This is a genomic window from Marinobacter goseongensis, from assembly GCF_023156235.1.
Taxonomy (GTDB): domain Bacteria; phylum Pseudomonadota; class Gammaproteobacteria; order Pseudomonadales; family Oleiphilaceae; genus Marinobacter; species Marinobacter goseongensis.
The window spans coordinates 121537-140814 of sequence record NZ_JAKZAI010000005.1 but is presented as its reverse complement, the minus strand read 5'-3'; the positions used below and the strand labels follow the sequence as shown (position 1 = coordinate 140814).

The 19278-nt window shown below is 55.6% G+C and carries 22 protein-coding genes; 13 read left to right on the top strand and 9 right to left on the bottom strand.

From position 1 onward, the window contains the following. Nucleotides 1-8: 8 nt before the first annotated feature. From MLC70_RS05765 to MLC70_RS05755, 3 genes are all read left to right on the top strand, one after another. Nucleotides 9-1334, top strand: coding sequence for a COG3014 family protein (locus MLC70_RS05765; protein WP_248182153.1), 1326 nt, complete (start codon nt 9-11; stop codon nt 1332-1334). Then, nucleotides 1324-2382 (top strand): LPP20 family lipoprotein, encoded by a 1059-nt coding sequence (locus MLC70_RS05760; protein ID WP_248182152.1) that lies wholly within the window; start codon nt 1324-1326, stop codon nt 2380-2382. Before MLC70_RS05765 ends, MLC70_RS05760 begins: the two co-directional genes overlap by 11 nt. A gap of 231 nt (nt 2383-2613) precedes the next feature. After that, nucleotides 2614-4887 carry a putative bifunctional diguanylate cyclase/phosphodiesterase gene (locus tag MLC70_RS05755; RefSeq protein WP_248182149.1) on the top strand — a complete coding sequence of 758 codons (2274 nt, stop codon included), beginning with the start codon at nt 2614-2616 and terminating at the stop codon, nt 4885-4887. 44 nt (nt 4888-4931) lie between these two features. Here MLC70_RS05755 and zapE read toward each other — a convergent pair whose 3' ends face one another. Further along, the gene (zapE, locus tag MLC70_RS05750) at nt 4932-6401 is read right to left on the bottom strand and encodes a cell division protein ZapE (RefSeq protein WP_248182148.1); all 1470 of its coding nucleotides are present in this window, start codon (nt 6399-6401) and stop codon (nt 4932-4934) included. Between the two features lie 347 nt (nt 6402-6748). On the opposite strand from zapE, the gene MLC70_RS05745 reads away from it, so the two are divergent. The 3 genes from MLC70_RS05745 to MLC70_RS05735 all read left to right on the top strand — a co-directional run bounded on the left by MLC70_RS05745 (nt 6749) and on the right by MLC70_RS05735 (nt 7896). After that, complete coding sequence (locus tag MLC70_RS05745) at nt 6749-7192, top strand: glutaredoxin family protein (RefSeq protein WP_248182146.1); 444 nt, start codon at nt 6749-6751, stop codon at nt 7190-7192. Continuing rightward, complete coding sequence (locus tag MLC70_RS05740; protein WP_248182145.1) at nt 7192-7410, top strand: hypothetical protein; 219 nt, start codon at nt 7192-7194, stop codon at nt 7408-7410. The genes MLC70_RS05745 and MLC70_RS05740 overlap by 1 nt, the downstream gene beginning before the upstream one ends. A 201-nt stretch (nt 7411-7611) precedes the next feature. Beyond that, complete coding sequence (locus tag MLC70_RS05735) at nt 7612-7896, top strand: hypothetical protein (RefSeq protein ID WP_248182143.1); 285 nt, start codon at nt 7612-7614, stop codon at nt 7894-7896. A gap of 124 nt (nt 7897-8020) precedes the next feature. On the opposite strand, the gene MLC70_RS05730 is transcribed toward MLC70_RS05735, so the two are convergent. Continuing rightward, nucleotides 8021-8527, bottom strand: coding sequence for a hypothetical protein (locus tag MLC70_RS05730; protein WP_248182142.1), 507 nt, complete (start codon nt 8525-8527; stop codon nt 8021-8023). Between the two features lie 151 nt (nt 8528-8678). Between MLC70_RS05730 and MLC70_RS05725 the strand changes: the two genes are divergently transcribed. Continuing rightward, nucleotides 8679-9134, top strand: coding sequence for a metallophosphoesterase family protein (locus MLC70_RS05725; RefSeq protein ID WP_248182141.1), 456 nt, complete (start codon nt 8679-8681; stop codon nt 9132-9134). 40 nt (nt 9135-9174) lie between these two features. Further along, on the top strand, nt 9175-9471 hold the full coding sequence (locus MLC70_RS05720) for a hypothetical protein (protein WP_248182140.1): 297 nt from the start codon (nt 9175-9177) through the stop codon (nt 9469-9471). A 163-nt stretch (nt 9472-9634) separates the two neighbouring features. Here MLC70_RS05720 and MLC70_RS05715 read toward each other — a convergent pair whose 3' ends face one another. Then, complete coding sequence (locus MLC70_RS05715; RefSeq protein ID WP_248182139.1) at nt 9635-10588, bottom strand: DUF2860 domain-containing protein; 954 nt, start codon at nt 10586-10588, stop codon at nt 9635-9637. Between the two features lie 208 nt (nt 10589-10796). Between MLC70_RS05715 and MLC70_RS05710 the strand changes: the two genes are divergently transcribed. Then, entirely contained in the window at nt 10797-11456 is a 660-nt protein-coding gene (locus MLC70_RS05710) for a DUF2238 domain-containing protein (RefSeq protein WP_248182137.1), read from the top strand. 80 nt (nt 11457-11536) lie between these two features. Here the strand turns inward: MLC70_RS05710 and MLC70_RS05705 are convergent, their stop codons facing one another. The 5 genes from MLC70_RS05705 to MLC70_RS05685 form a co-directional block, all read right to left on the bottom strand. After that, on the bottom strand, nt 11537-12025 hold the full coding sequence (locus MLC70_RS05705; protein ID WP_248182136.1) for an MOSC domain-containing protein: 489 nt from the start codon (nt 12023-12025) through the stop codon (nt 11537-11539). After that, nucleotides 12018-12563: a nucleoside 2-deoxyribosyltransferase gene (locus tag MLC70_RS05700; protein ID WP_248182134.1), complete on the bottom strand. Its 546-nt coding sequence runs from the start codon at nt 12561-12563 to the stop codon at nt 12018-12020. Before MLC70_RS05700 ends, MLC70_RS05705 begins: the two co-directional genes overlap by 8 nt. An 81-nt stretch (nt 12564-12644) precedes the next feature. Beyond that, the gene (gene rlmF, locus MLC70_RS05695) at nt 12645-13589 is read right to left on the bottom strand and encodes a 23S rRNA (adenine(1618)-N(6))-methyltransferase RlmF (protein WP_248182131.1); all 945 of its coding nucleotides are present in this window, start codon (nt 13587-13589) and stop codon (nt 12645-12647) included. Nucleotides 13590-13910: 321 nt separating this feature from the next. Further along, entirely contained in the window at nt 13911-14633 is a 723-nt protein-coding gene (locus MLC70_RS05690; RefSeq protein ID WP_248182129.1) for a TetR/AcrR family transcriptional regulator, read from the bottom strand. Between the two features lie 27 nt (nt 14634-14660). Next, nucleotides 14661-15422, bottom strand: coding sequence for an SDR family NAD(P)-dependent oxidoreductase (locus MLC70_RS05685; RefSeq protein ID WP_248182127.1), 762 nt, complete (start codon nt 15420-15422; stop codon nt 14661-14663). 192 nt (nt 15423-15614) lie between these two features. Between MLC70_RS05685 and MLC70_RS05680 the strand changes: the two genes are divergently transcribed. Both MLC70_RS05680 and bcp read left to right on the top strand, forming a co-directional pair. Next, entirely contained in the window at nt 15615-15917 is a 303-nt protein-coding gene (locus MLC70_RS05680) for a hypothetical protein (protein WP_248182125.1), read from the top strand. Nucleotides 15918-15977: 60 nt separating this feature from the next. Further along, nucleotides 15978-16433 carry a thioredoxin-dependent thiol peroxidase gene (gene bcp, locus MLC70_RS05675; protein ID WP_248182123.1) on the top strand — a complete coding sequence of 152 codons (456 nt, stop codon included), beginning with the start codon at nt 15978-15980 and terminating at the stop codon, nt 16431-16433. 78 nt (nt 16434-16511) lie between these two features. On the opposite strand, the gene lldD is transcribed toward bcp, so the two are convergent. Beyond that, nucleotides 16512-17651, bottom strand: coding sequence for an FMN-dependent L-lactate dehydrogenase LldD (gene lldD / locus MLC70_RS05670; protein WP_248182120.1), 1140 nt, complete (start codon nt 17649-17651; stop codon nt 16512-16514). A 218-nt stretch (nt 17652-17869) separates the two neighbouring features. Between lldD and MLC70_RS05665 the strand changes: the two genes are divergently transcribed. Together MLC70_RS05665 and MLC70_RS05660 are read left to right on the top strand one after the other, a co-directional pair. Then, entirely contained in the window at nt 17870-18643 is a 774-nt protein-coding gene (locus MLC70_RS05665; RefSeq protein ID WP_248182117.1) for a GntR family transcriptional regulator, read from the top strand. Nucleotides 18644-18748: 105 nt separating this feature from the next. Then, nucleotides 18749-19204 carry a CopD family protein gene (locus tag MLC70_RS05660; RefSeq protein WP_248182115.1) on the top strand — a complete coding sequence of 152 codons (456 nt, stop codon included), beginning with the start codon at nt 18749-18751 and terminating at the stop codon, nt 19202-19204. Nucleotides 19205-19278: the final 74 nt, after the last annotated feature.

The window sequence follows — 19278 nt, the reverse complement described above, 5'->3', positions numbered from 1 at the left end:
GATAGACCGTGATTGGCGAGATGCATGTGTTCCGGTTTCTGGCGAGTCCAGTGGTGTTGCTGTGCTTGTTGTATCTGCAGGGATGCACCTCCTGGCAAATCAATCAGCTTTCGGCAGAGCTGCCGGCGGTAGGCCCTGAAAAGACCCTGGCAAAACTGGAAGACATTGATCCGCCAGACCGTGACAGAAGCCAGTACCTGCTGAATCGGGGCCTGCTGAAGTTCTACACCGGAGACCTGGCCGGTAGCCGACAGGATCTTGAGCAGGCCAAGGCGATCATGATGTCTCTGAAGGCGGTCAGTCTGTCCGAAAACTTTGGTGCCCTGACGACCAACGAGACGCTTCGCAGCTATGGCGGAACGCCAAGTGAACAGGTGCTGGTGCATGCCATGCTGGCCATGGGTTATCTGTTCAGTGGCGACCGGGACGGCGCGCGGGTCGAAATGCTGCAGGCGGATGTCACCATGAGTCAGCTGGGAGACACGGAGTCTGTCAGCGGGCAACTGGCAAGCGTGCGCTTTTTAGCAGGGCTGGTTTACGAAATGAACGGTGAACTCGATGATGCCATGATCAGCTATCGCCGGGCGCACCAGATCATCAGGGCTCGTAAAGAAAAGGTTCCTGAGGCCCTGGCTACCAGCCTGTTGCATGTCAGCTTGCGCCGAAACAATGAAAACCGTAACGATGAAGAGTATCAGCGATACGTCAGTGAGTTTGGCCGCGAGGCCTCATTGCCCGGGGCTCATGAAGGCGAATGGATTGTGTTTTACCACGATGGTGTGGTTACCAATAAAACCGAAACCCGCCTTTTGGTGTTTGATCCGAATCTGGAGGCGCAGATCAGCATCGTCATGCCTCATTATCCGCCATCGCGTTACCAGACCAGGCATCTTTCGATCAAAGCCGGAGACCTCAGAAATACCGAAGTGATAGAAATGATCGAACAACGGGCGCGTGAAGACCTTGCGGATCAGAGTGCAAAAACCATGGCTGCGGCGACCGTTCGGGCAATTACCAAATACCAGATGGTCAGGAAAGCGAGAGAAAGTGGAGAACTTGGCGGTTTCCTGGCCAATATTGCCGGTTTGCTGTCAGAGCAGGCCGATGTGCGTAGCTGGAATATGCTGCCCTCGTCTATCCAGTTGGCGCGGCTGGTGACGCCTCTGGATGCCTCGGTCGGGATTGTCGCCAAGAACGTCGAGTTACCAGCGCTGAACAAGCTTGGCTCACGCCATTACGGTGTCGTGTTGGTAACCAGTCTGAATAATCGCCTGCTCAGTTATCCGCCCTATGAGGGCCTGGAATCTATCGAAGGACAGCCTAATGAACAATAGACCTGCATTCAGTTCATCTTTGATTCAGCCAAAGACCCTGGCCGGTTTGCTGGTTGTGTTGAGTGTGCTGGCTATGACTGCCTGTAGCTCCATACCTGATAGACCGGAGTGGCTGAATAACCCTGAATCGGCCTATCCGGCGGCCACGCATCTTTCGGCGACGGGATCAGCCGATGACCGGCAAAGGGCATCGGATCGGGCGATCAGCAACCTGGCCAAGATATTTGAAGTGAGCGTCCAGGAACGCTCGACAGACTTTAGCAGTGCTCAGATGAATGCCGGGCCGGGGCAGTTGCAGATTACCAACGAACAAAGGGTTACCCGCGCGGTGAGCACTGAGACCCAACAGGTACTGCAAGGTGCGCGGGTTGTTGAGTACTGGGACGATAACAATAATCCAGGACGGGTTCACGCCCTGGCTGTGCTGGCCAAACAACCTGCCGCCAGCCGCTTCCGCCAGTCCATATTGACTTCCGACCGCGAGATCAAGGATCTGATTCGCTACGCCAGTGTTACCGCTAACAATCCGATATCCGCCCTCAACGCCTTGAAACGTGCCCGCAGCGCCCAGATTCAGCGAGATCAGCTCAACGAGAATCTGATGATTGTAGCCGACGGCCAGGGGGTTATCGGTCAGTACGACCAGGCGGCGGTGGACACCCTGATTCGCAATGCGTTGGGCACCCTGCCGATCACGGTTCAGGCCGATGATCCATCGGTGAAAGCAGAGCTACAGCGTGCCCTGACCAGGCTTGGCGTGAAGACTGTGGCGCAGTCAGATTATGTACTACGCGGGCTTTCCGATCTGGCGCCGGTCAGTGAACAGCAGGGCTGGTTCTGGTTGCGTGGCTCCTACGAGCTGATGCTGCAGTACCAGGAGACTGTGTTGGCGAAGAAACGCTGGCCGGTGAAGATATCCGCTGCCGAACCCGGTTTATTGCAACAGCGGGCCCGGGATGAACTCAACCAGACATTACCGGGCCATGTGTTCGAATTGCTATCAAGCGACCCGGGTTTGCCAGGCCCCTTTGCAGGCGGAAAACTCTAGTCTGCGGAGAAACTGATACAGGCATTCGAGTGGCGTATAGGCATGCCCTGAGCCATAGTTACATAGGACAGTTCAAACGATCTGCCGTGTTTCATCCGGTTGCAATGCCGCTTTGACGCTTTGTTAAGCGACAACTGTTAACCAATGTCCCGCGCCCGCTTATGCTGGCGATTAAATGCAATAGAATTTGGGGTCAAGGTAAAGCCGAAGCTATCAAAATAAGGTCCTTGTATGGACGAGAGCGAATTAGACGAATCCCAGAGGTCGGCCATATACCAGATCCAGCGAAAGGTTCTGGGGAGAGCTATTCGTGGCGATGGTCTGGTCTCCAGCATGGACTTGCTTTGCCGCGAGATAGAACAAGCTCTGAAGGGCGACAGCGCCTTTTGCTCCATTTTGTTGCTTGATGGCCAACGACTGAAACACTGCGCCGCTCCCAGCCTGCCGGAGGCCTACTGCGAGGCTATCGATGGAGTGACGATAGGTGAAGGCATCGGCTCTTGCGGCACCGCACTTTTTCGTCGAGAGCAGGTGGTGGTAACCGATATCGCGACCGATCCGCTTTGGCAGGACTTTAGGGATCTGGCCATGTTCAACGGACTGGGCGCCTGCTGGTCAAATCCTATCATTGCTTCCGACGGCACGGTTCTCGCCAGTTTTGCCATTTACTATCCTGACCAGCGCTCTCCCTCACGCTTGCATTTGTACCTGATTCAGGCTTTTTCGGCCCTCGCACTGCTTGTCATTGATCATTACAGGCTGGCTGAACAGCAGTCCCGGCTTACTGCAGCTTTGGGAAAGATAAACGCGAGGCTGAGTGCTGTCATGCAGGTAATCCCGGATGTGGCTATCGTGCTTGATCTGTCAGGTCACTATATTGATTTTTGCGGTGATACCTTCGAGCTGATGGCACCATCAGAGACACTATGGGGCCAGTCAATAGAAAACCTGTTCGACCCCGAACTCGCTGAAGAGGTGATGACGGTAGCGCGCGAGACCCTCGCGACCGGGGAGATGCAGATTTTCGAGTATGAAGTTGTGACGGAAGGCGAGCGCCGGGTTTTCGAGGGCAGAACCGCGATCGTCGATGATTTTTATACCGAGGGTCTTGATGACTCCTATGTCTTGTGGATGGCCCGTGAAGTCACGACCCGCAAGTGCGCCGAAGAAAACGCTGCCCGCTTGGCGTTGTTCGATGCGCTTACCGGCTTACCCAATCGCCGCCATGCTGAGGAACAGCTGGAACAGCTACTGGAAGAGGTGAATCGCGGCCACGCCAGCGGCGCAGTGATGTTCCTCGATCTTAATGATTTTAAACGCATCAACGACAGCCTGGGACACCAACAGGGTGACTTGCTGCTCCAGCAGGTTGCACGGCGGCTTGAGGGTCAGACGCGCCGTTCGGAAATAGTCGCGCGTCTTGGTGGGGATGAGTTCATTGTATTGTTGCGCGAGCCTTTAACAGGTAAGGATGAGCTGGCCGAATCCGCAACAGCAGTGGCGCATAGGATACTCGATTGCTTCAATGCACCCCTGGAAAGTCAGGGCCATGCCTACAGCGTCAGCGTCAGCGTCGGAATAGCCCTGGCCGACAAGCCCGGATTGAAAACAGAAGACCTGCTACGCAAAGCAGACGCCGCGATGTATGAAGCCAAGCGCCATGGTGGCAATCGAGTCGCGTTCTTTGAAGAATCGCTGCAACGGGAGGCTGACCGGCGCCTTGATCTGGAGCGTCGGATGGTTCACGCCATTCGGAACATGGATTTTGCGGCCTACTTTCAGCCTCAGTTGACACCAGACGGGGCCCTTTTCGGCGCAGAGGCATTGCTGCGCTGGTTTGACCCGGAAGAAGACACCATCCCCCCGGATGCGTTTATCCCGGTGGCGGAACGGGCAGGGTTGATCTATCAGCTTCAGGATATCGTGTTCGAACAGAGCTGCCAGATGCTCGCAGAATTGCGCAAGAAAGATCGATTGCCGCCAGCCTTTCGGCTTGCCATCAATATCAGCCCGCTCCAGCTCCAAAACTACAAGCTCACCGAACGTCTCGATTTTTTCCTGGCAAAGTATGACCTGACGGCAGACCGCTTTACCCTGGAAATCACCGAAAATCTTTTGATGGGCCAACAACAGGAAACCTATCAGCAGATGCAGGCTTTGCGGCAGCGGGGATTTCGGTTCGCAATTGATGATTTTGGCACTGGCTACTCGTCTCTGGCGTATCTGCACCGTTTGGACGTGGATCAGTTGAAAATCGACAAAAGCTTTATTCGCGAGCTGGGACAAACAGCCGCCGGAGAAGCCATCGTGGATTCCGTGGCTGCACTATCAAGAAGCCTCCACTTGGAAGTTATTGCAGAGGGTGTAGAAACTGAGCTCCAGGCTCGCATACTTCACGAAAAGTCTTTGACTGGTTTGCAGGGATATCTGTATGCCCGCCCCATGACCCGCGCCGATCTGATGGACTACCTGGACTCGTCGACAAGAAATCCTGCGTCAGCATAGCATCTACCGCGAGGCCGGGCGGGTGGGCCGACCGGATCACATAGTCATTGCCGTCCCCATTCATTTCCTCCCATTTCAACCAACCGAGAAGCGGCTCGTCGAAAGGAAAAGGCGAGATCATTGGCAGACGATAATTGTGCCAGCGACACGCCAATTCGACCCGTCGCCGACCACTCATAATATTCTCCCTCTTTGGTGCGAATCATGGTGGTCGCAAAGGAACTTGAGTTTCCTCCCTTTTCATTGACAATCAATTCTTCATCTCCGTCGCTGCTTTCGACTTGCGCTTCAAAATCAACAAACAACTCGTCGAGCGGGACTTGTGCCGCCAGCACCAAGCGGGTGCGAGATTCATAACACGCGTCAATGAGGGTCACGAATCGTCGTGCTTCGTTGAGGTGATTGGCGTCCAGTTGGGGGACGCGCTCCATGATGATGACCGGAAATCGGCGGCAGAGAGAAATATAATCGGCCGCCCCGAGCGGTTGGTAGCACAACTCGGAAAAGTCAAACCAGGCGCACCGGTCATTCAATCGGGTCACCTGGACGGTGCGACCAAAGGGGACGGAAATGATCTCGGCCTCAGTTCCGGATGCAGCGCTACCAAATATTTTTTCCAACTGCGCTTGCATGTTGTTTTTACTATTATTATCACTATGAACTTTCTTGTTTGACCAAAAATAGGATTGACCATCCGCTCGATTTTCAAGTCGATAATCCTTGCTGGAATCCTCCATGGAAATAATGTCGAATGTGTGTTTTAACATGTCTATGAATGGCAAAAAGAGGGAGCGGTTAATGCCTCCTTCATACAAGGCATCGGGAGAGCGATTCGAGGTAGCCACTACCACCACATTCAAATCCAATAATAATGAAAACAGTCGCTTCAAAATCATGGCATCGGCAACGTCTGTCACTTGAAATTCATCGAAACAGAGGAGTTGGGCTTCTTGTGCCAATTGTTGCGCGATGATGGGAATCGCATCGCCTCGTGGGTACTCCTGTTTGTAGGCAAAGATGCGATGATGGACGTCTAGCATGAACTCATGAAAGTGGACGCGGCGTTTGGTTATGTTTATGTGTTTGTGGCTGTCATTAGTACAGCAAGAATTATCATCAGGAACAGAAACCGACGCGTAAAAGAGATCCATTAGAAAGCTCTTGCCGACCCCGACCGGTCCATGAATGTACATGCCTCGCGGTGGTGGACCAAAAGACCACAAATGGAACTTCTTTCGAAGAAAAGACTGAGCGTGTGCCAAGGATCGCGCCAGTAACCGTAACAGTGGACTGCTGTTTTTAAAGCTGCCCTCTGTCGGTTCGTCGCTGCGTACTGGTACTGGTGGGAGCGAGGTAAGAGAACCGTGCAGGGCATCGAATTTTGCCGCCAAAGCGACCTGCGCGTCATCTCGTTGTACCTCCCCCGCATCCACCATGCGTTTATACGCTGCTGTCACGGGGCCTGTCGGGAAGGACCGCCAAGCGACGCGATGTTGTGCTGTCATATTATTCATCACAGTCTTCATATTGGAACTGATGAGATTATTAACATGGTGGAATAGTACGCTAGGCTTCTGTATGGGTATCAAATTAACCCTGACACACCTGACCTGCTCCCCTCTCGCTTAACCGCTTTCCGTTTCGTCTGAATGTTCGCTTTGCGACCCAACCGAACGATGAATTGTTGGCGAGATGAGAGCAGGTAAGGTGCCCGCTTCAGGTTGTAACTGAGCACCGCTTCAGCGGCCTATCCAATCGGTACGAAAATGTTATCCTCACCGCCGGCTGTGACGTATATAAATCAAGCCTAGAGTGCCGCCACCCGGTAGGTTACTTTCAATCCGGAGTTTGAGTGTTACCCATGAGAACCATTATCCGTTATTTTTTCCGCGCCCTGCGCCTTGTTCTGACGCCATTCATGTTGCTCAGCGAAAAGCTCAGCACGCCCACGGGCGTTACCCGCAGCGCTGAACAGCAGGCCCGCGTCGACGAGGCCAGCAAGGATCTTGCCCTTTACCAGTTCAGAGCCTGCCCGTTCTGCATCAAGGTACGCAAAGAAGTTGCCCGGCTGGGTCTGAACATTGAAACCCGAGATGCCCAGCATGACCCGCAGCACCGTGCCGCGCTTGAGGCCGGCGGTGGTCAGGTCAAGGTGCCCTGCCTGAAGATGCGTCAGGATGATGGCAGTGAGCGATGGCTGTACGAGTCTGATGACATCAGGGCATGGCTGCGGGAACGCTTCGAGCCGGGTGGTGGAAACCCGGGCAGATACTCGACGCCTTTATCGACCTGGCGAGTGAGCTGATGGCTAGCCGGGAAATGGCCTCCGGTTCAGGGGACAGCGAATCTCTGTTCCGGTCAGATCGCCTGTTTCATGCCTGCCTGGAGGTTGCCGCCACGTGTCCTGCCCGGCAAGACAGTTCACTTGGGGATCTTTTTGCTCAACGTATTGCACAGGAAGAACGCCGGCTGATTGAGCAGACGTTTGAGCTTTTGGAAACGCAAAAACGTGTCATCGTTTGAGCCGTTTGTCGGGCTTGAAGCAGAGAGAGGGTTTCCGGTGTAGCCCGTAAGAGTTCTGTGACCCTTCCTTTACTGATTCGTTATCGGGCCGTGACAGCTCTGTAAGCGCACCCGGGTACTTTGCATTCTGACGCCTTCAGTCTTCAGGTTACGGACTGAGAGGCGTCGAACATCGAATGTTTCCAGTAAGGAGAATGCAGAATGAAAACCCTGACAGCCACACTCATTGCTCTCGGCACCACCCTGGCCATGTTAGCCCCGGCCCACGCGGCAGATACGGACAAAGACAGCATGGGTATGGAAGAGAAGATGATGCAGGACGACATGAAAGATGACGGCATGCACAAAGACACAATGAAGGCCGACACCATGCATGACGAGATGAAAACAGAAGACAAGATGAATGACGGCATGGAGAAAGGAAACATGGCCAAGGAGACCATGGAAAAGGACATGATGTCCGATAGGAAGAACAAGTCTATGTAGAGGGCGTGTGCGCCCGTTTACGGGCGCCCGCTACGCCGGGTTGTAGCCTGTTGACTCACATTTTTAGAGTGTTAATTCCTCACCTTGGGATCTCGGCTCACTTTCAGTTTTCGAGCTTCTGGGCTCACGGATTGGTGGCATCTCCCAGCAGTGCCCTGAAATCCCGAGCCTCAAGAAAATCGGATTCAAGCTTAACCAGATGCCCAGCCTGAGACCTGAAAAAGACAAAAGACCTTTCGCTATCGGAGAGGAAGTAATAATACCGATCCTCTCCCTTCCAAGCGCCTGAACGTGTCCCTTTGACGAATACGCTCTGGAACGATTCAACGGCGGATTTTTCGCACTCACCCTCCGAACTCTTTTCCAGAATAGCTTCGAAGAAGGTGCCCACTTCGCAGCCGCCAGTATCCAGTGAATTCTCGGCACTAAAACTGATGTAACGCTCTCCGGGATTGTTTGAAAACTTTATCAGCAGGATATCGTTGCTCTGGCCGAGAGCACCGATGATCACGGGGGCGCCGGGCACCTGGAACTTCATGCCGGAGAATACTGCGGTAATGACTTGGTCGGCTTGTGCGCAGGCCGTTACCGAGGTAATTGCCAGTGTAAGTAGTAAGGCAAATTTCTTCATTTCACAGTCCCTGTTTCGCCATTTCCATTTGAGTGCGGTAGTTGATGATTCAGCGACGCTCCTGAGGATGATACTCTGCCGATGGTAATGTCTGAGCTAATGTTGAGTGAAGTCTTCTAGAACTCTTATGGGAACGATGAGGGGCGTAAGCATGCAAATCGGAGTGATCGCAGACACCCACAGCAAAATGCGTCCCGAAGCCCTGGAGGTTTTGAAAGGCTCGGATCTGATCCTTCATGCCGGTGACGTGGGGCGAGACGAGGTTCTGGAAGCACTGGAGGCGATTGCGCCCGTGGTTGCGATCCGTGGCAATATCGACAAAACCGGTCGGGCAGCAACCCTTCCTGATGTTCAGGAGCTGGAATTTCTGGGCCACGCTTTCTACATGCTCCACGACGTCAAAACCCTCGATCTCGATCCGCAAGGCCGCTTCCGCGTGGTCATCGCCGGCCATTCCCACAAACCCCGTAATGAGTGGGTTGGCGATGTGCTTTCTTTCAATCCAGGTAGCGCCGGGCCCCGACGGTTTACTCTGCCGATCACGGTGGGGCGGTTGCAGGTGAGCAAAGACAGTGTGGTAGGTGAGATTATTGAACTGCCGGTTTGATCCGGTACCCAGATAACACGATCCGCGACAGGCCCCCAATATGCATTTGGACAAAGCAAAGAAGCGCATTGCAAAGCAGGTTAAGAAGGGCTTTCACGGCTACCCGTTGGTTTCGCTGGAGTACTTCGGTAAAGCGGGCCCCGGTAAAACACCGGAGTCAGCCACCGACGTCGTTGTTTCATATACTGAGGAAGAGGGCGCCGATCCTCAGAAGCAAACGTTTGTGAGTGACGGTGACGCCCGGGAAGATGAAACGATTCAATCCACCCTCGTGAAAATTATTGAGCGGGCGGATGCCAAAACGGTGACTGAGATCGACGGCATTTCCACTCGATAATGGGCAACCGGGAAAGAATTATTTTCCGGACGCGAACCGTGGGCTTATTCAAACCTGTTGTGGATTACCCTCAATAGCAGATTTCTGGCGCGCAATGACAGACTCAGTTTTTAATCGAGCAGAGCTTGATCAATCGGGCAATAAACAGCGAGACCCGGCCTGTTCAGAATTTGTAGTTGAGACCAACGGCAAACAGATAGGAAGACTCATCGTAGAAAGTCAGATTGGATTGGGTGTCGCCATAGCCGGCAAAGGAAATGAACGACCAATCTTTCCATCCCATGAATTCCGCGTATTCGTAGGCTGCGAACAGGCTGAATTCGTCATCCGAACGATTTTTATTGAACAGCGCACTGGCGCTGTCGTAGTCGCGACTGGCGAACCCCGCCGTTAACACCAGGCTTTGCCGGCCCAGAAGATTGACCCAGCTGATTTCGCCGCCATGGGAATCGAAGCTGTTGGCGCTACCATCAGCGTCATGTTGGATGTAAACGGCGGACGGTGTGACAAAGCTGGTAGGCGATACCGTAAAGCGGTAGCTGCCTTTGGCATAGTAAGTGTTGGCATCGCGGGCCAGATCCGTGCCGGCGTTGAGATCGTCCTCGACATCTGAGGTGGCGTAGGCGAGATCGACACTGAAGCCGGATCCCGAGATGCTCTTCAACTGCAGGCGGTAGGCATTGCCTTCAACGTCGGTCTCTTTTCTGGCTGTGTTGAGCTGATAGGGGTTCTGCCAGGTTTCTCCGGATATCACCGTCGGTAAGAAGGAAATATCCACGACGGTACCGGAGCTGAGTTTGTGGTTATATCCCAGCTGAACGGCCAGGGTGCCGACCGCAATGTCTTCCCTTGTAGTACCAAAATAGATTTGTTGTTCCAGTTTCTCGCCAAAGGTGTAGGCAACGTTGCCAAGTGGCGCTATCAGGACATCTGACTCACTTTGAGCCTTGTTATCAAGGGAGTTGATGGTGGCATCGCCATCGACGTTAAAGTTTGACGTTGAAGAGATAACCCCTGCATTCAATGAGATTTCACCGCTGATACCCTCCTGAGGCGCGAATTGCGCATAGCCGGGCGATGCGATGATCAGGGTGGACAGGGCAAGGTACTTTTTCATTTCAGAACTCCGGGGTCGCGACGATTCGGGTATCAATAGGCCTGAGGTATACAGCCAGTGATTTGCCCGCTGGAGATAACTACGCTGGCAAGGCACTGTTCGATTTCAGACAAGTCGTTCTGTGTCCCCGATGGCCTCGGCTTCGAAAGGAAGTTCTCCACCGAAGAATGATAGTATTCGGTTTGGTGGAGCAAGAATTTCAGAGCTTATGCGCATTCGAGTAACGCATCAAAGGATCACGTTGGTTCTCCAGCTGATACTGGTGGGTGAAACTGTCCTGGCCGTCCTCAGCCAGAATTGGTTCACCGCCTTCCTGACGTCAATGATCATCGCCATCACCTTTTTTCCGCTGTTATTTGAACGCCGTTTCCGAATACACATCCCCCCTGAGCTGCAGCTGGCTGCCATCGCGTTTGTTTTTGCGTCTCTGTTTCTCGGAGAGATCCGCGACTATTACACGCGGTTCTGGTGGTGGGATATGGCTCTGCACACTACGTCAGGGTTTCTGCTGGGCATTCTCGGTTTTCTGCTGGTGCATGTCATGAACGAGACCGAGAAGATTCATGTGCATATGAAGCCCGGCTTCGTTGCCTTTTTTGCCTTCATGTTTGCCCTGGGTGTGGGCGCGCTGTGGGAGATTTTTGAGTTCACCATGGACAGCGTGTTCGGCATGAATATGCAAAAGCCGATGCTTGGTGACCCGTCCGGGTTAACGGATACCATGTGGGATCTCATCGTGGATGCAACCGGCGCCTTGGTGATCGCCGTAATGGGATGGCGCTATTTGAAGAATGCTGACAGGAAATCGTTTCTGGAACGCTGGATTGATTCCTTTATTGAACGAAACCCAAGATTCTTTAAAAAGTGACTGGAAGCGCAAACACGCCGCGTGGGCATGAATCGTCGAGGTTTGAACCCATGGCGATCGCCCAGTGAAGAGTCAGCCAGTCACAAAACCTGAACCTTGTCCCCAAGGGCAATGTCCCCCGCCTTTACCACCCGCGCGGTAATGCCCCCATGTCCGCGCATGGCGTTGTAACCGCCGGGCCCTAGCGTGGTTTCCATTTTGCTGCAGGGGTGGCAAAGGCCGGTGTACTCCAGCACCACACTGCCGACGCGGAACCGTTTGCCTTTCAGGGCCAGCAGGTTCAGGCCAGACACCACAATGTTGCGCCGGAACACCCCGGGTGCAATGGCCTCCCGCTGCAGGCAGGAGGCGATGGCGTACAGGTGCTCTTTCTGGATCAGGGTCACTTGCCGTTTGCTGGTCTCGCGGCCTTTGAACCGGTCGCCTTCCAGGCCTTTGCCGGGGGTGACCGCTGCACTGTCGAGCGCCTCCATGGCCTCACCACGGGCGGGGCGGATGCCGATCCAGGCCACGTGGCCGGTTTGGGGGAGGGTGTCTAACAGAGTTTGCAGTGAAGACTGGTCAGACATTGGCCAGGGCCCTCACACAGCGGCGGAACAGCTCGGCCGAGAAGAAACGGTGTTCGCCTGGCTGCTCGGCCACGAAGAGCTGGCCGCCGGCACCATGGATTCCGCCTTCGATCATCAGGTTGTCACGCATCTCGAAGTCCTCAATGGTATGGCCCAGCTCGTCCAGTTCGGCGGCGCCTGCCCGATCCCGGTAGTATCGGTTGTCCAGGGTAAACCCGAAGGCGGGTTTGCCCTGTCCGGCCATATAGCCCACCTCAAAGACGGTGCCCGGGTCGGCGCTGATGCCGCGAAAGGGTGTCAGGTTGGCGATGATGGCATCACAGCTGTCCATCAGTTCACGATTGGCCCGGTAGATCCGATGGCCGCGCCTGAGTTTTGCCTCATTACCTGAAAATGTCAGCGCCGTGTCCAGTGGGTCGACGCCCTCGAACCCGTTTTCCCGGAGCAGGCGTTTTTTCTCGGCGACGATGGCCTGGTGTTCCTCAGCGGGGAAGAAGACTTCCGGGCCGGCGAGATAGATGCGTTTTGGCTTTGCCATGGGGGGCCTCTTCAGAAAGATCGTTGGATCGGGACAGCTCTGGTTTCTGGTCTCTTCACCATGCGTCACCTCGGGAGCGGCTCAGAGGTATGTCCAGGCCAGTACCCTGGTCATCTTGTTTCCCTGTTTCATTTCTATTTCCCGTACATCAACAGCGCCGAGTTTACGAATCAATTTCTTTGCCGGTTTTACATTGTCGGCTTTGGAAACCAGGCTGGTAAACCAGCGGCACTGCGTGGAATACGTATGGCTCTCTCTGATCAGCTTTTTCAGAAACAGCTGTTCACCGCCCTTGCACCACAGCTCTGCGCCCAGCCCGCCAAAATTCAGCATGGCGGATTCGGTTTTTGCTCGTTGCTCACCGCGGCTGCGCGCCAGGTTATTGCGTTTAAGCTGATTGCCCTTGAGCGCTTCATCGAGTGAGGCATGGAAGGGTGGGTTGCAGACGCTGACGTCAAAGAACTCCCCGGCTTGAATGACCCCCTCAAAGATGTGGTTTTTATCGGGCTGCGTGCGCAGCGTGAAGCGGTCTTTAAGGATGGGGTTGTGGGCAATGATCCCGGCGACGTTCTCAATGGACGGGGTGTTGATGTCACTGCCGACACATTGCCAGCCGTAAATCTGGCAGGCCAGTAGCGGGTAGATGCCGTTGGCTCCCGTGCCTATGTCGAGCAATTTGATGTTGGGCTGTTCAGCCCCGGGCTCGATCCCCAGTAAGTCCGCCATGTGATGGATATAGTCCGCTCTGCCCGGGATCGGCGGGCAAAGTGCGCCCTCTGGGATGTCCCAGTTGGCAATATGGTAGTACCGGTTCAATAAAGCGGCGTTGAGGGTTTTTACCGCCAGCGGGTCGGCGAAATCGATGGAAAGGTCGCCATGGGCGTTCGGTTTCACATAGGGGGCGAGCGCTGGATGGCTTTTTATGAGGGCAGGGAAGTCGTAGCCCCCATTGTGCAGATTCCTCGGGTGCAGGCCTTTGCGGACTGGCCTGTCTGGGCTTTGTTTGCTTCGATGGAGAGTGCTCACAGTGTTAGGCCCGAGGCTTGGAGTTCGAAAATTGAGTGGGTCTGGTTGAGTCCGTGATTATAATCGCACTGTATATGACCCATGAAAACATGATGCCCAGTTGTTTGCCCGGAGCCCGAGATGATCAAGCCTAGTTGTTACAGCTGTCGGAAAAAGTTTGAGCCATCGGCGCTCAGGGTGTCCTACTCAAAAAACTACTGTGAGGGCTGCGGCGTTGGGCTGTTTGGAGAGGACTACTTCAGTTTCAGCAGAAAGCCCGCTCCAACAGCGCGGAAGAACCTGGCGGTCCATTTCGCTGTGCTTCTTTGCGTGGGTGCCGGCTTAGTGTTTTGGTTTCTGCTTCGTTAACGGGTACCCCGGTTTTCCTGCACGGCAGTCATCGCTACAGAAGGCATTCGGCCCACCTCCCCCAAACGCCTCGGTCAAAACCCGCAGGTGATGCCGGAGCGTGTCCGCAAACTCCACCTGAAACACGGTCAACGGTTCCACCTGCATCGCTTTGCGCGCCGGCTCCGGCGGGTGGGACATGTGCCAGCAGCCGATCAACGCCTGCTGGCACTGCATCAGATAGCGCAGGCAGGCGGCTTCTTCCTGGCCGGTCGCCGCGGCGATAACGGCCGTCAGGCGGCGGGTCTGGGCCAGCAGGAACAGTTTGAATTCCCGGGCCTCTTCCTCGCTCAGGCCGGTTTCCAGGGCAATGTGCAGGATGGCGGTCAGGCCGCAGAACACGGGATGGGCCAGAATGCGATCAACAAACTGGTCGGGAAAACCATCTTGGCCAACCGCTTCCACGTCTGATGCCCATCCGGTCATGGCCCGGCGGTATACGGCAATGAACAGCAGCTCCTTGCTGCGGAAATACCGATACAGCGCGGCTTTGGTGAGCCCGGTTTCACGGGCGACATCCGCCAGGGTCAGACCGTGGAAGCGATGTTCCAGAAACAGACCTTCCGCCGCATCGAGTATCTGTTGTTCCCGCTGCGCCTTGTCCGATTCGGACCGGGCGCGTTGTTTACCGCCGCATAATCTGTGCTTCAAAACCACCTCAATGTTCTCGCGTGTTGGCCGGCATCAGGCCTGCAGCCAACCGGCCAGCCGTCGTGTCACGGCTCGGGGCGAGAGTTTACCAGACCACATCATCAACAGGTTACGCAGCCCCGGAATCACAATGGCTTTTCGGCGCCGGGCGAGGGATTTCCGGACCACCGCTTCCGCCGTCATGGCGCCGGCTTTGAACAGTTTGGTGTCGGTCATGTGGGCTTCCTGGGCGAACTCGGAATCGGTAGCGCCCGGGCACAGCGTGCTCACGGCAACGCCTGCCCCCCTCAGCTCTTCATGCAAGGCTTCGGAGAAGGAAAGCACGAAGGCCTTGGTGGCGTAGTAGACCGCCATATTCGGCCCGGCCTGAAACGCCGCAGTGGACGCCACGTTGATCACAAAGCTCCCCGGCTGTTTGCGCAGGGAGGGCAGCAGTTGCCAGGTCAGGGAGACCAGGGAGGTGATGTTCACCTGAATCATCGCCAGCTGGCGTTCAAGTGGAAGATCGGTAAACGCCCCGCGGTCGCCGAAGCCGGCGTTGTTGATCAGGCCAGACAGCGCCCAGCCGCCTTCATTGATCTGTTTTGCCAGGGTGTCTGCGTCGGCCTGATCTGCCAGATCGGCTTTCAGGACAACGGCCTCGATGCCATGCTGCTGCTTCAGCTCGGCGGCCAGGGTATTCAGGCGCTCTTCCCGGCGAGCCACCAGAATCAGGTTCTGCTTTTCACTCGCGAGTGCCCGGGCGAAACACTCGCCGATGCCGGCACTGGCGCCGGTGATAACCACATAGGACATGATCTGCTCCATTTAAGTGAACGATGGTCACTTAACATACAGGGGTGGTCAGAAATTGTAAATGACCTGTGGTTATTTATTGCATTGAGTCCCACTCGGGAGGCGGTTGTCTCTTGGGGCTGCGCGTTGGCCTTTGAAACGGTACAGTGTGGAGGACTGCTGTTTGGGCGAACGGGCAAGGGCAAGAGTGCGATGAAGTTTCTCATTATTGGATTATTTGTGGTTGTTGCGGTGTTTCTGATCCGCCGCAGCAAGCACACCGAAAACCCCGCTGAAGAAGCTTGCGCGATCGAGATTGGCGAGCTGATAAAGTCCAATCCGGAGGCCGGGTCGCAAGCGATTGCAGAGGTATTTTCGAAGCACGGCATTGCCCCATCACGCTGCTACAAGGTGGGGGCGATGGTGATGCCGCAGTTGCGCAAGCACGGGATGAAAGCGGAGGATGCGCGCCTTGTCATGACGCGGGTAAGGTCGGCGTATTCGCAGGTTTCATAAAAACCACCACAATCGGAGCAGATGCACCGGTAGAAATCACTGAATATGGAGGAAAACACGATGGGTTGGGAAGGCAAAACGGCACCCGATTTCACGCTGCACGACCAGGAAAACAAAGCGCACACGCTGTCTGATTATCAGGGTCAGAAAGTGCTGCTCTACTTTTATCCGCGTGATGCCACGCCCGGTTGCACCACCGAGGCTCAGCAGTTTCGGGATCGATTGGATGAGCTCAGCAGTCAGGGCGTGCAGGTACTCGGTGTCAGCCGCGACACAGTCAAGTCACACGAAAAGTTCGCCCGCAAAGAATCGCTGAACTTCCCGATTCTGGCAGACCCGGAGGAAGTGGTGGTGAACCAGTACGAGGTGCTCAAGGAGAAGAATATGTACGGTAAACAGGTGATGTCTGTTAACCGGGAATCGTTTCTGATCGATGAGAAGGGGCTGATTCTGCGCCATTACGGCAAGGTCAAGCCGGCCGAGCATGTGCAGGAAATACTGGATGACCTGACCTGACGAGTGCTTTGCCGATGGCACTGGGGTGCCGGTGTTGCCCCCTGGGGACGCAGCTAAGGCCGAGGGGGCTATATACCGCTAGGATTCAGAGACCAGCAGGTCGGCATTGATCTCGCTGATGGATTTGGCGCCGGTAAGCACCATAGCGACCCGCATTTCTTTCTCGATCAACTCCAGTAGATTGCTGACGCCGGCCTGGCCGTCGACAGCGAGGGCGTAGATGTAGGCGCGGCCGAGCATGGTGCAATCGGCACCCAACGCCAGCATGCGCAGTACATCCAGCCCCGTTCGAATGCCGGAATCCACCAGAATTTTCAGGTCGCCTTTGACCGCATCGGCAATGGCCGGCAGTGCACGCGCGGTGGATGGAACGCCGTCAAGCTGACGGCCGCCGTGGTTGGAAACCACCACGCCGTCCGCGCCGAAGCGCACGGCATCCCGGGCATCATCCGCGTCCAGAATGCCTTTAATGAGCATTGGTCCGTCCCAGAATTCGCGAATCCACTCCAGATCCTTCCAGGAAATGGAAGAGTCAAAGTTGTTGCCGAGCCAGCCGATGTAGTCTTCCAGGCCGGTCGATTCTCCGCGGTAGGCGGAAATGTTGCCCAGGTCGTGGGGTTTGCCACGCAGGCCCACATCATAGGACCAGCGCGGATGCGTCATGGCTTGCAGGTAGCGGCGCATGGCCGCGTTGGGGCCGCTCATGCCGGAGTGCGCGTCCCGGTAGCGGGCGCCCGGCACCGGCATATCAACGGTAAACACCAGGGTTTTGACGCCGGCGGCCCTGGCCCGTTCCAGCGCGTTCTTCATAAAGCCGCGGTCCTTCAGCACGTAGAGCTGGAACCACATGGGACGGTTGATCGCCGGTGCGACTTCCTCAATCGGGCAGACCGAGACGGTGGACAGGGTAAAGGGAATGCCTTTGCTCTCTGCCGCGCGCGCTGCCTGCACCTCGCCCCGACGGGCGCACATGCCGGTCAAGCCAACGGGTGACAGAACCACTGGCATGTTAAGGGTCTCGTCAAACAGTCTGGTTTCCAGGTTCAGGTCTTCCATGTTCTTGAGGACCCGCTGGCGCAAACCGATGTCGGCGAGGTCCGCGACGTTGCGCTTGAGGGTGTGCTCGTTGTAGGCGCCGCCATCGATATAATGAAACAGGAAGGGGGGCAGGCGGCGCTGGGCAGCAGCGCGGTAATCGGTCGAGGCGGAAATGATCATCGCGGATTCCTCAAAGGCTCTCTGATAGCCCGTGGTCTGGAGAGGTTTTAGTAAATTGGTAAGGCCAATTAATCATTTTTATCCCACTAGATTAAAAAAGCATCAATGCGGTGTCAAACCCCTTAATGGGGTTTTGGTAAAGGAAGGGGGATTTTTATTGATCATAAGTGAGTCGTTGGTTATGATTTTTGTACATTGGTAAGACCAAAGGATCGGTAATGGAAGTAGGGCAAATTCGCCAGCACCGGCTCTCTGACGACATCGTAGAGCAGTTGGAAACCTTAATACTGGAAGGCACGCTGCAGCCGGGCCAGCGCCTGCCGGCGGAGCGGGCCCTGGCGGAGCAATTTGGCGTTTCGCGGCCTTCCGTGCGCGAGGCGCTGCAAAAGCTGGCGGCCAGGGGCTTGGTGATCAGTCGCCAGGGCGGCGGGAATTACGTGTGCGACTCGCTGGGGTCGAGCTTCAGCGACCCTTTGATGAACCTGTTGGAAAGCCGGCCCGAAACCCGCCGCGATCTGTTGGAGTTTCGTCATACGCTGGAAACGGATTGCGCCTATTACGCCGCCCACCGCGCCACGGACCTTGATCGTCAGCAACTGCAGCTTGCCTTTGATGAGCTGCAGGCCTGCTATGCCCGCGAGCCCAAGGCAAGCCGGGAAGAAGAAGGCGCCGCCGATGCGCGTTTTCATCTGGCGATTGCCCAGGCCAGTCACAATCTGGTGCTGCTGCACACCATTCGCGGTTTGTTCGATCTGCTCAAACGCAGTGTGGTGACCAATATTGGCGGCATGTATGCACTGCGCAGCGATGCCCGGCACACCCTGATTTCGCAGCACCAGGCCTTGTTCGACGCGATCATGGAAGGCCGTGCCGAGGATGCCAGGCGCATTGCGGGTGAGCACATCCGTTTTGTGCAGAGCGTGCTGGACGAGCGCGAGGAAGAAATTCGTCGGCTGGCCCGCGCTCAGCGGCGTGAGCGGCCGCAAACGTAAAGCCAGGGTTGTCAGCGTCGTTACCTATCAGGTGAGCGCCTTGTTGTTTGTTGCCGCTGGTGCGGCTTATGCTCTTCGCACACATATCTGTTCCGGGGTTGCTTTATGAGTCTGGCCATCGCATTGCACGTTCTCTCTGCCGTTATCTGGGTTGGCGGTATGTTTTTCGCCTACATGGCCCTGCGCCCGGCGGTCATTGAGGTGATTGATGCCTCACAGCGGGGCGCGCTCTGGTGTGCCACCCTGTCCCGGTTTTTCCGGTGGGTGTGGGCGGCGGTGATTCTTTTGCTGGTGACCGGTTACTGGATGATCTTCAGCGTGTTCGGCGGCATGGCGGGAGCTGGCTGGCACATCCACGTGATGCAGGGGCTGGGGATCGTGATGATCCTGCTGTATTTCCACGTCTATTTTGCGCCTTTCCGCCGCCTGAAGCAGGCTGTTGCAAACCAGGATCCCCAGGAAGGCGGGCGCCAGGTGGGGCAGATCCGCAAATTGGTGGGTACCAACCTGATTCTTGGGTTGATCGTAGTGGTGGTTGGTGCTGGTGGGCGGTATCTGTGAGTACTGTGGCGTAAGAAAGGGTGTTACAAAAATCCTGAGGTGAAAAGTGAAACAATGATTTATGTTTCTCGGCT

What these genes read in the sequence shown, in the direction of transcription:
- MLC70_RS05745 (WP_248182146.1), top strand. Translation starts at nt 6,749, where the DNA reads ATGAGAACCATTATCCGTTATTTTTTCCGCGCCCTGCGCCTTGTTCTG.
- MLC70_RS05660 (WP_248182115.1), top strand. Translation starts at nt 18,749, where the DNA reads ATGAGTCTGGCCATCGCATTGCACGTTCTCTCTGCCGTTATCTGGGTT.
- MLC70_RS05665 (WP_248182117.1), top strand. Translation starts at nt 17,870, where the DNA reads ATGGAAGTAGGGCAAATTCGCCAGCACCGGCTCTCTGACGACATCGTA.
- MLC70_RS05740 (WP_248182145.1), top strand. Translation starts at nt 7,192, where the DNA reads ATGGCTAGCCGGGAAATGGCCTCCGGTTCAGGGGACAGCGAATCTCTG.
- MLC70_RS05700 (WP_248182134.1), bottom strand. Translation starts at nt 12,563, where the DNA reads ATGGCAAAGCCAAAACGCATCTATCTCGCCGGCCCGGAAGTCTTCTTC.
- MLC70_RS05715 (WP_248182139.1), bottom strand. Translation starts at nt 10,588, where the DNA reads ATGAAAAAGTACCTTGCCCTGTCCACCCTGATCATCGCATCGCCCGGC.
- MLC70_RS05755 (WP_248182149.1), top strand. Translation starts at nt 2,614, where the DNA reads ATGGACGAGAGCGAATTAGACGAATCCCAGAGGTCGGCCATATACCAG.
- MLC70_RS05685 (WP_248182127.1), bottom strand. Translation starts at nt 15,422, where the DNA reads ATGTCCTATGTGGTTATCACCGGCGCCAGTGCCGGCATCGGCGAGTGT.
- MLC70_RS05760 (WP_248182152.1), top strand. Translation starts at nt 1,324, where the DNA reads ATGAACAATAGACCTGCATTCAGTTCATCTTTGATTCAGCCAAAGACC.
- MLC70_RS05705 (WP_248182136.1), bottom strand. Translation starts at nt 12,025, where the DNA reads ATGTCTGACCAGTCTTCACTGCAAACTCTGTTAGACACCCTCCCCCAA.
- MLC70_RS05735 (WP_248182143.1), top strand. Translation starts at nt 7,612, where the DNA reads ATGAAAACCCTGACAGCCACACTCATTGCTCTCGGCACCACCCTGGCC.
- MLC70_RS05710 (WP_248182137.1), top strand. Translation starts at nt 10,797, where the DNA reads ATGCGCATTCGAGTAACGCATCAAAGGATCACGTTGGTTCTCCAGCTG.
- MLC70_RS05730 (WP_248182142.1), bottom strand. Translation starts at nt 8,527, where the DNA reads ATGAAGAAATTTGCCTTACTACTTACACTGGCAATTACCTCGGTAACG.
- MLC70_RS05725 (WP_248182141.1), top strand. Translation starts at nt 8,679, where the DNA reads ATGCAAATCGGAGTGATCGCAGACACCCACAGCAAAATGCGTCCCGAA.
- MLC70_RS05720 (WP_248182140.1), top strand. Translation starts at nt 9,175, where the DNA reads ATGCATTTGGACAAAGCAAAGAAGCGCATTGCAAAGCAGGTTAAGAAG.
- zapE (WP_248182148.1), bottom strand. Translation starts at nt 6,401, where the DNA reads ATGAATAATATGACAGCACAACATCGCGTCGCTTGGCGGTCCTTCCCG.
- MLC70_RS05680 (WP_248182125.1), top strand. Translation starts at nt 15,615, where the DNA reads ATGAAGTTTCTCATTATTGGATTATTTGTGGTTGTTGCGGTGTTTCTG.
- lldD (WP_248182120.1), bottom strand. Translation starts at nt 17,651, where the DNA reads ATGATCATTTCCGCCTCGACCGATTACCGCGCTGCTGCCCAGCGCCGC.
- bcp (WP_248182123.1), top strand. Translation starts at nt 15,978, where the DNA reads ATGGGTTGGGAAGGCAAAACGGCACCCGATTTCACGCTGCACGACCAG.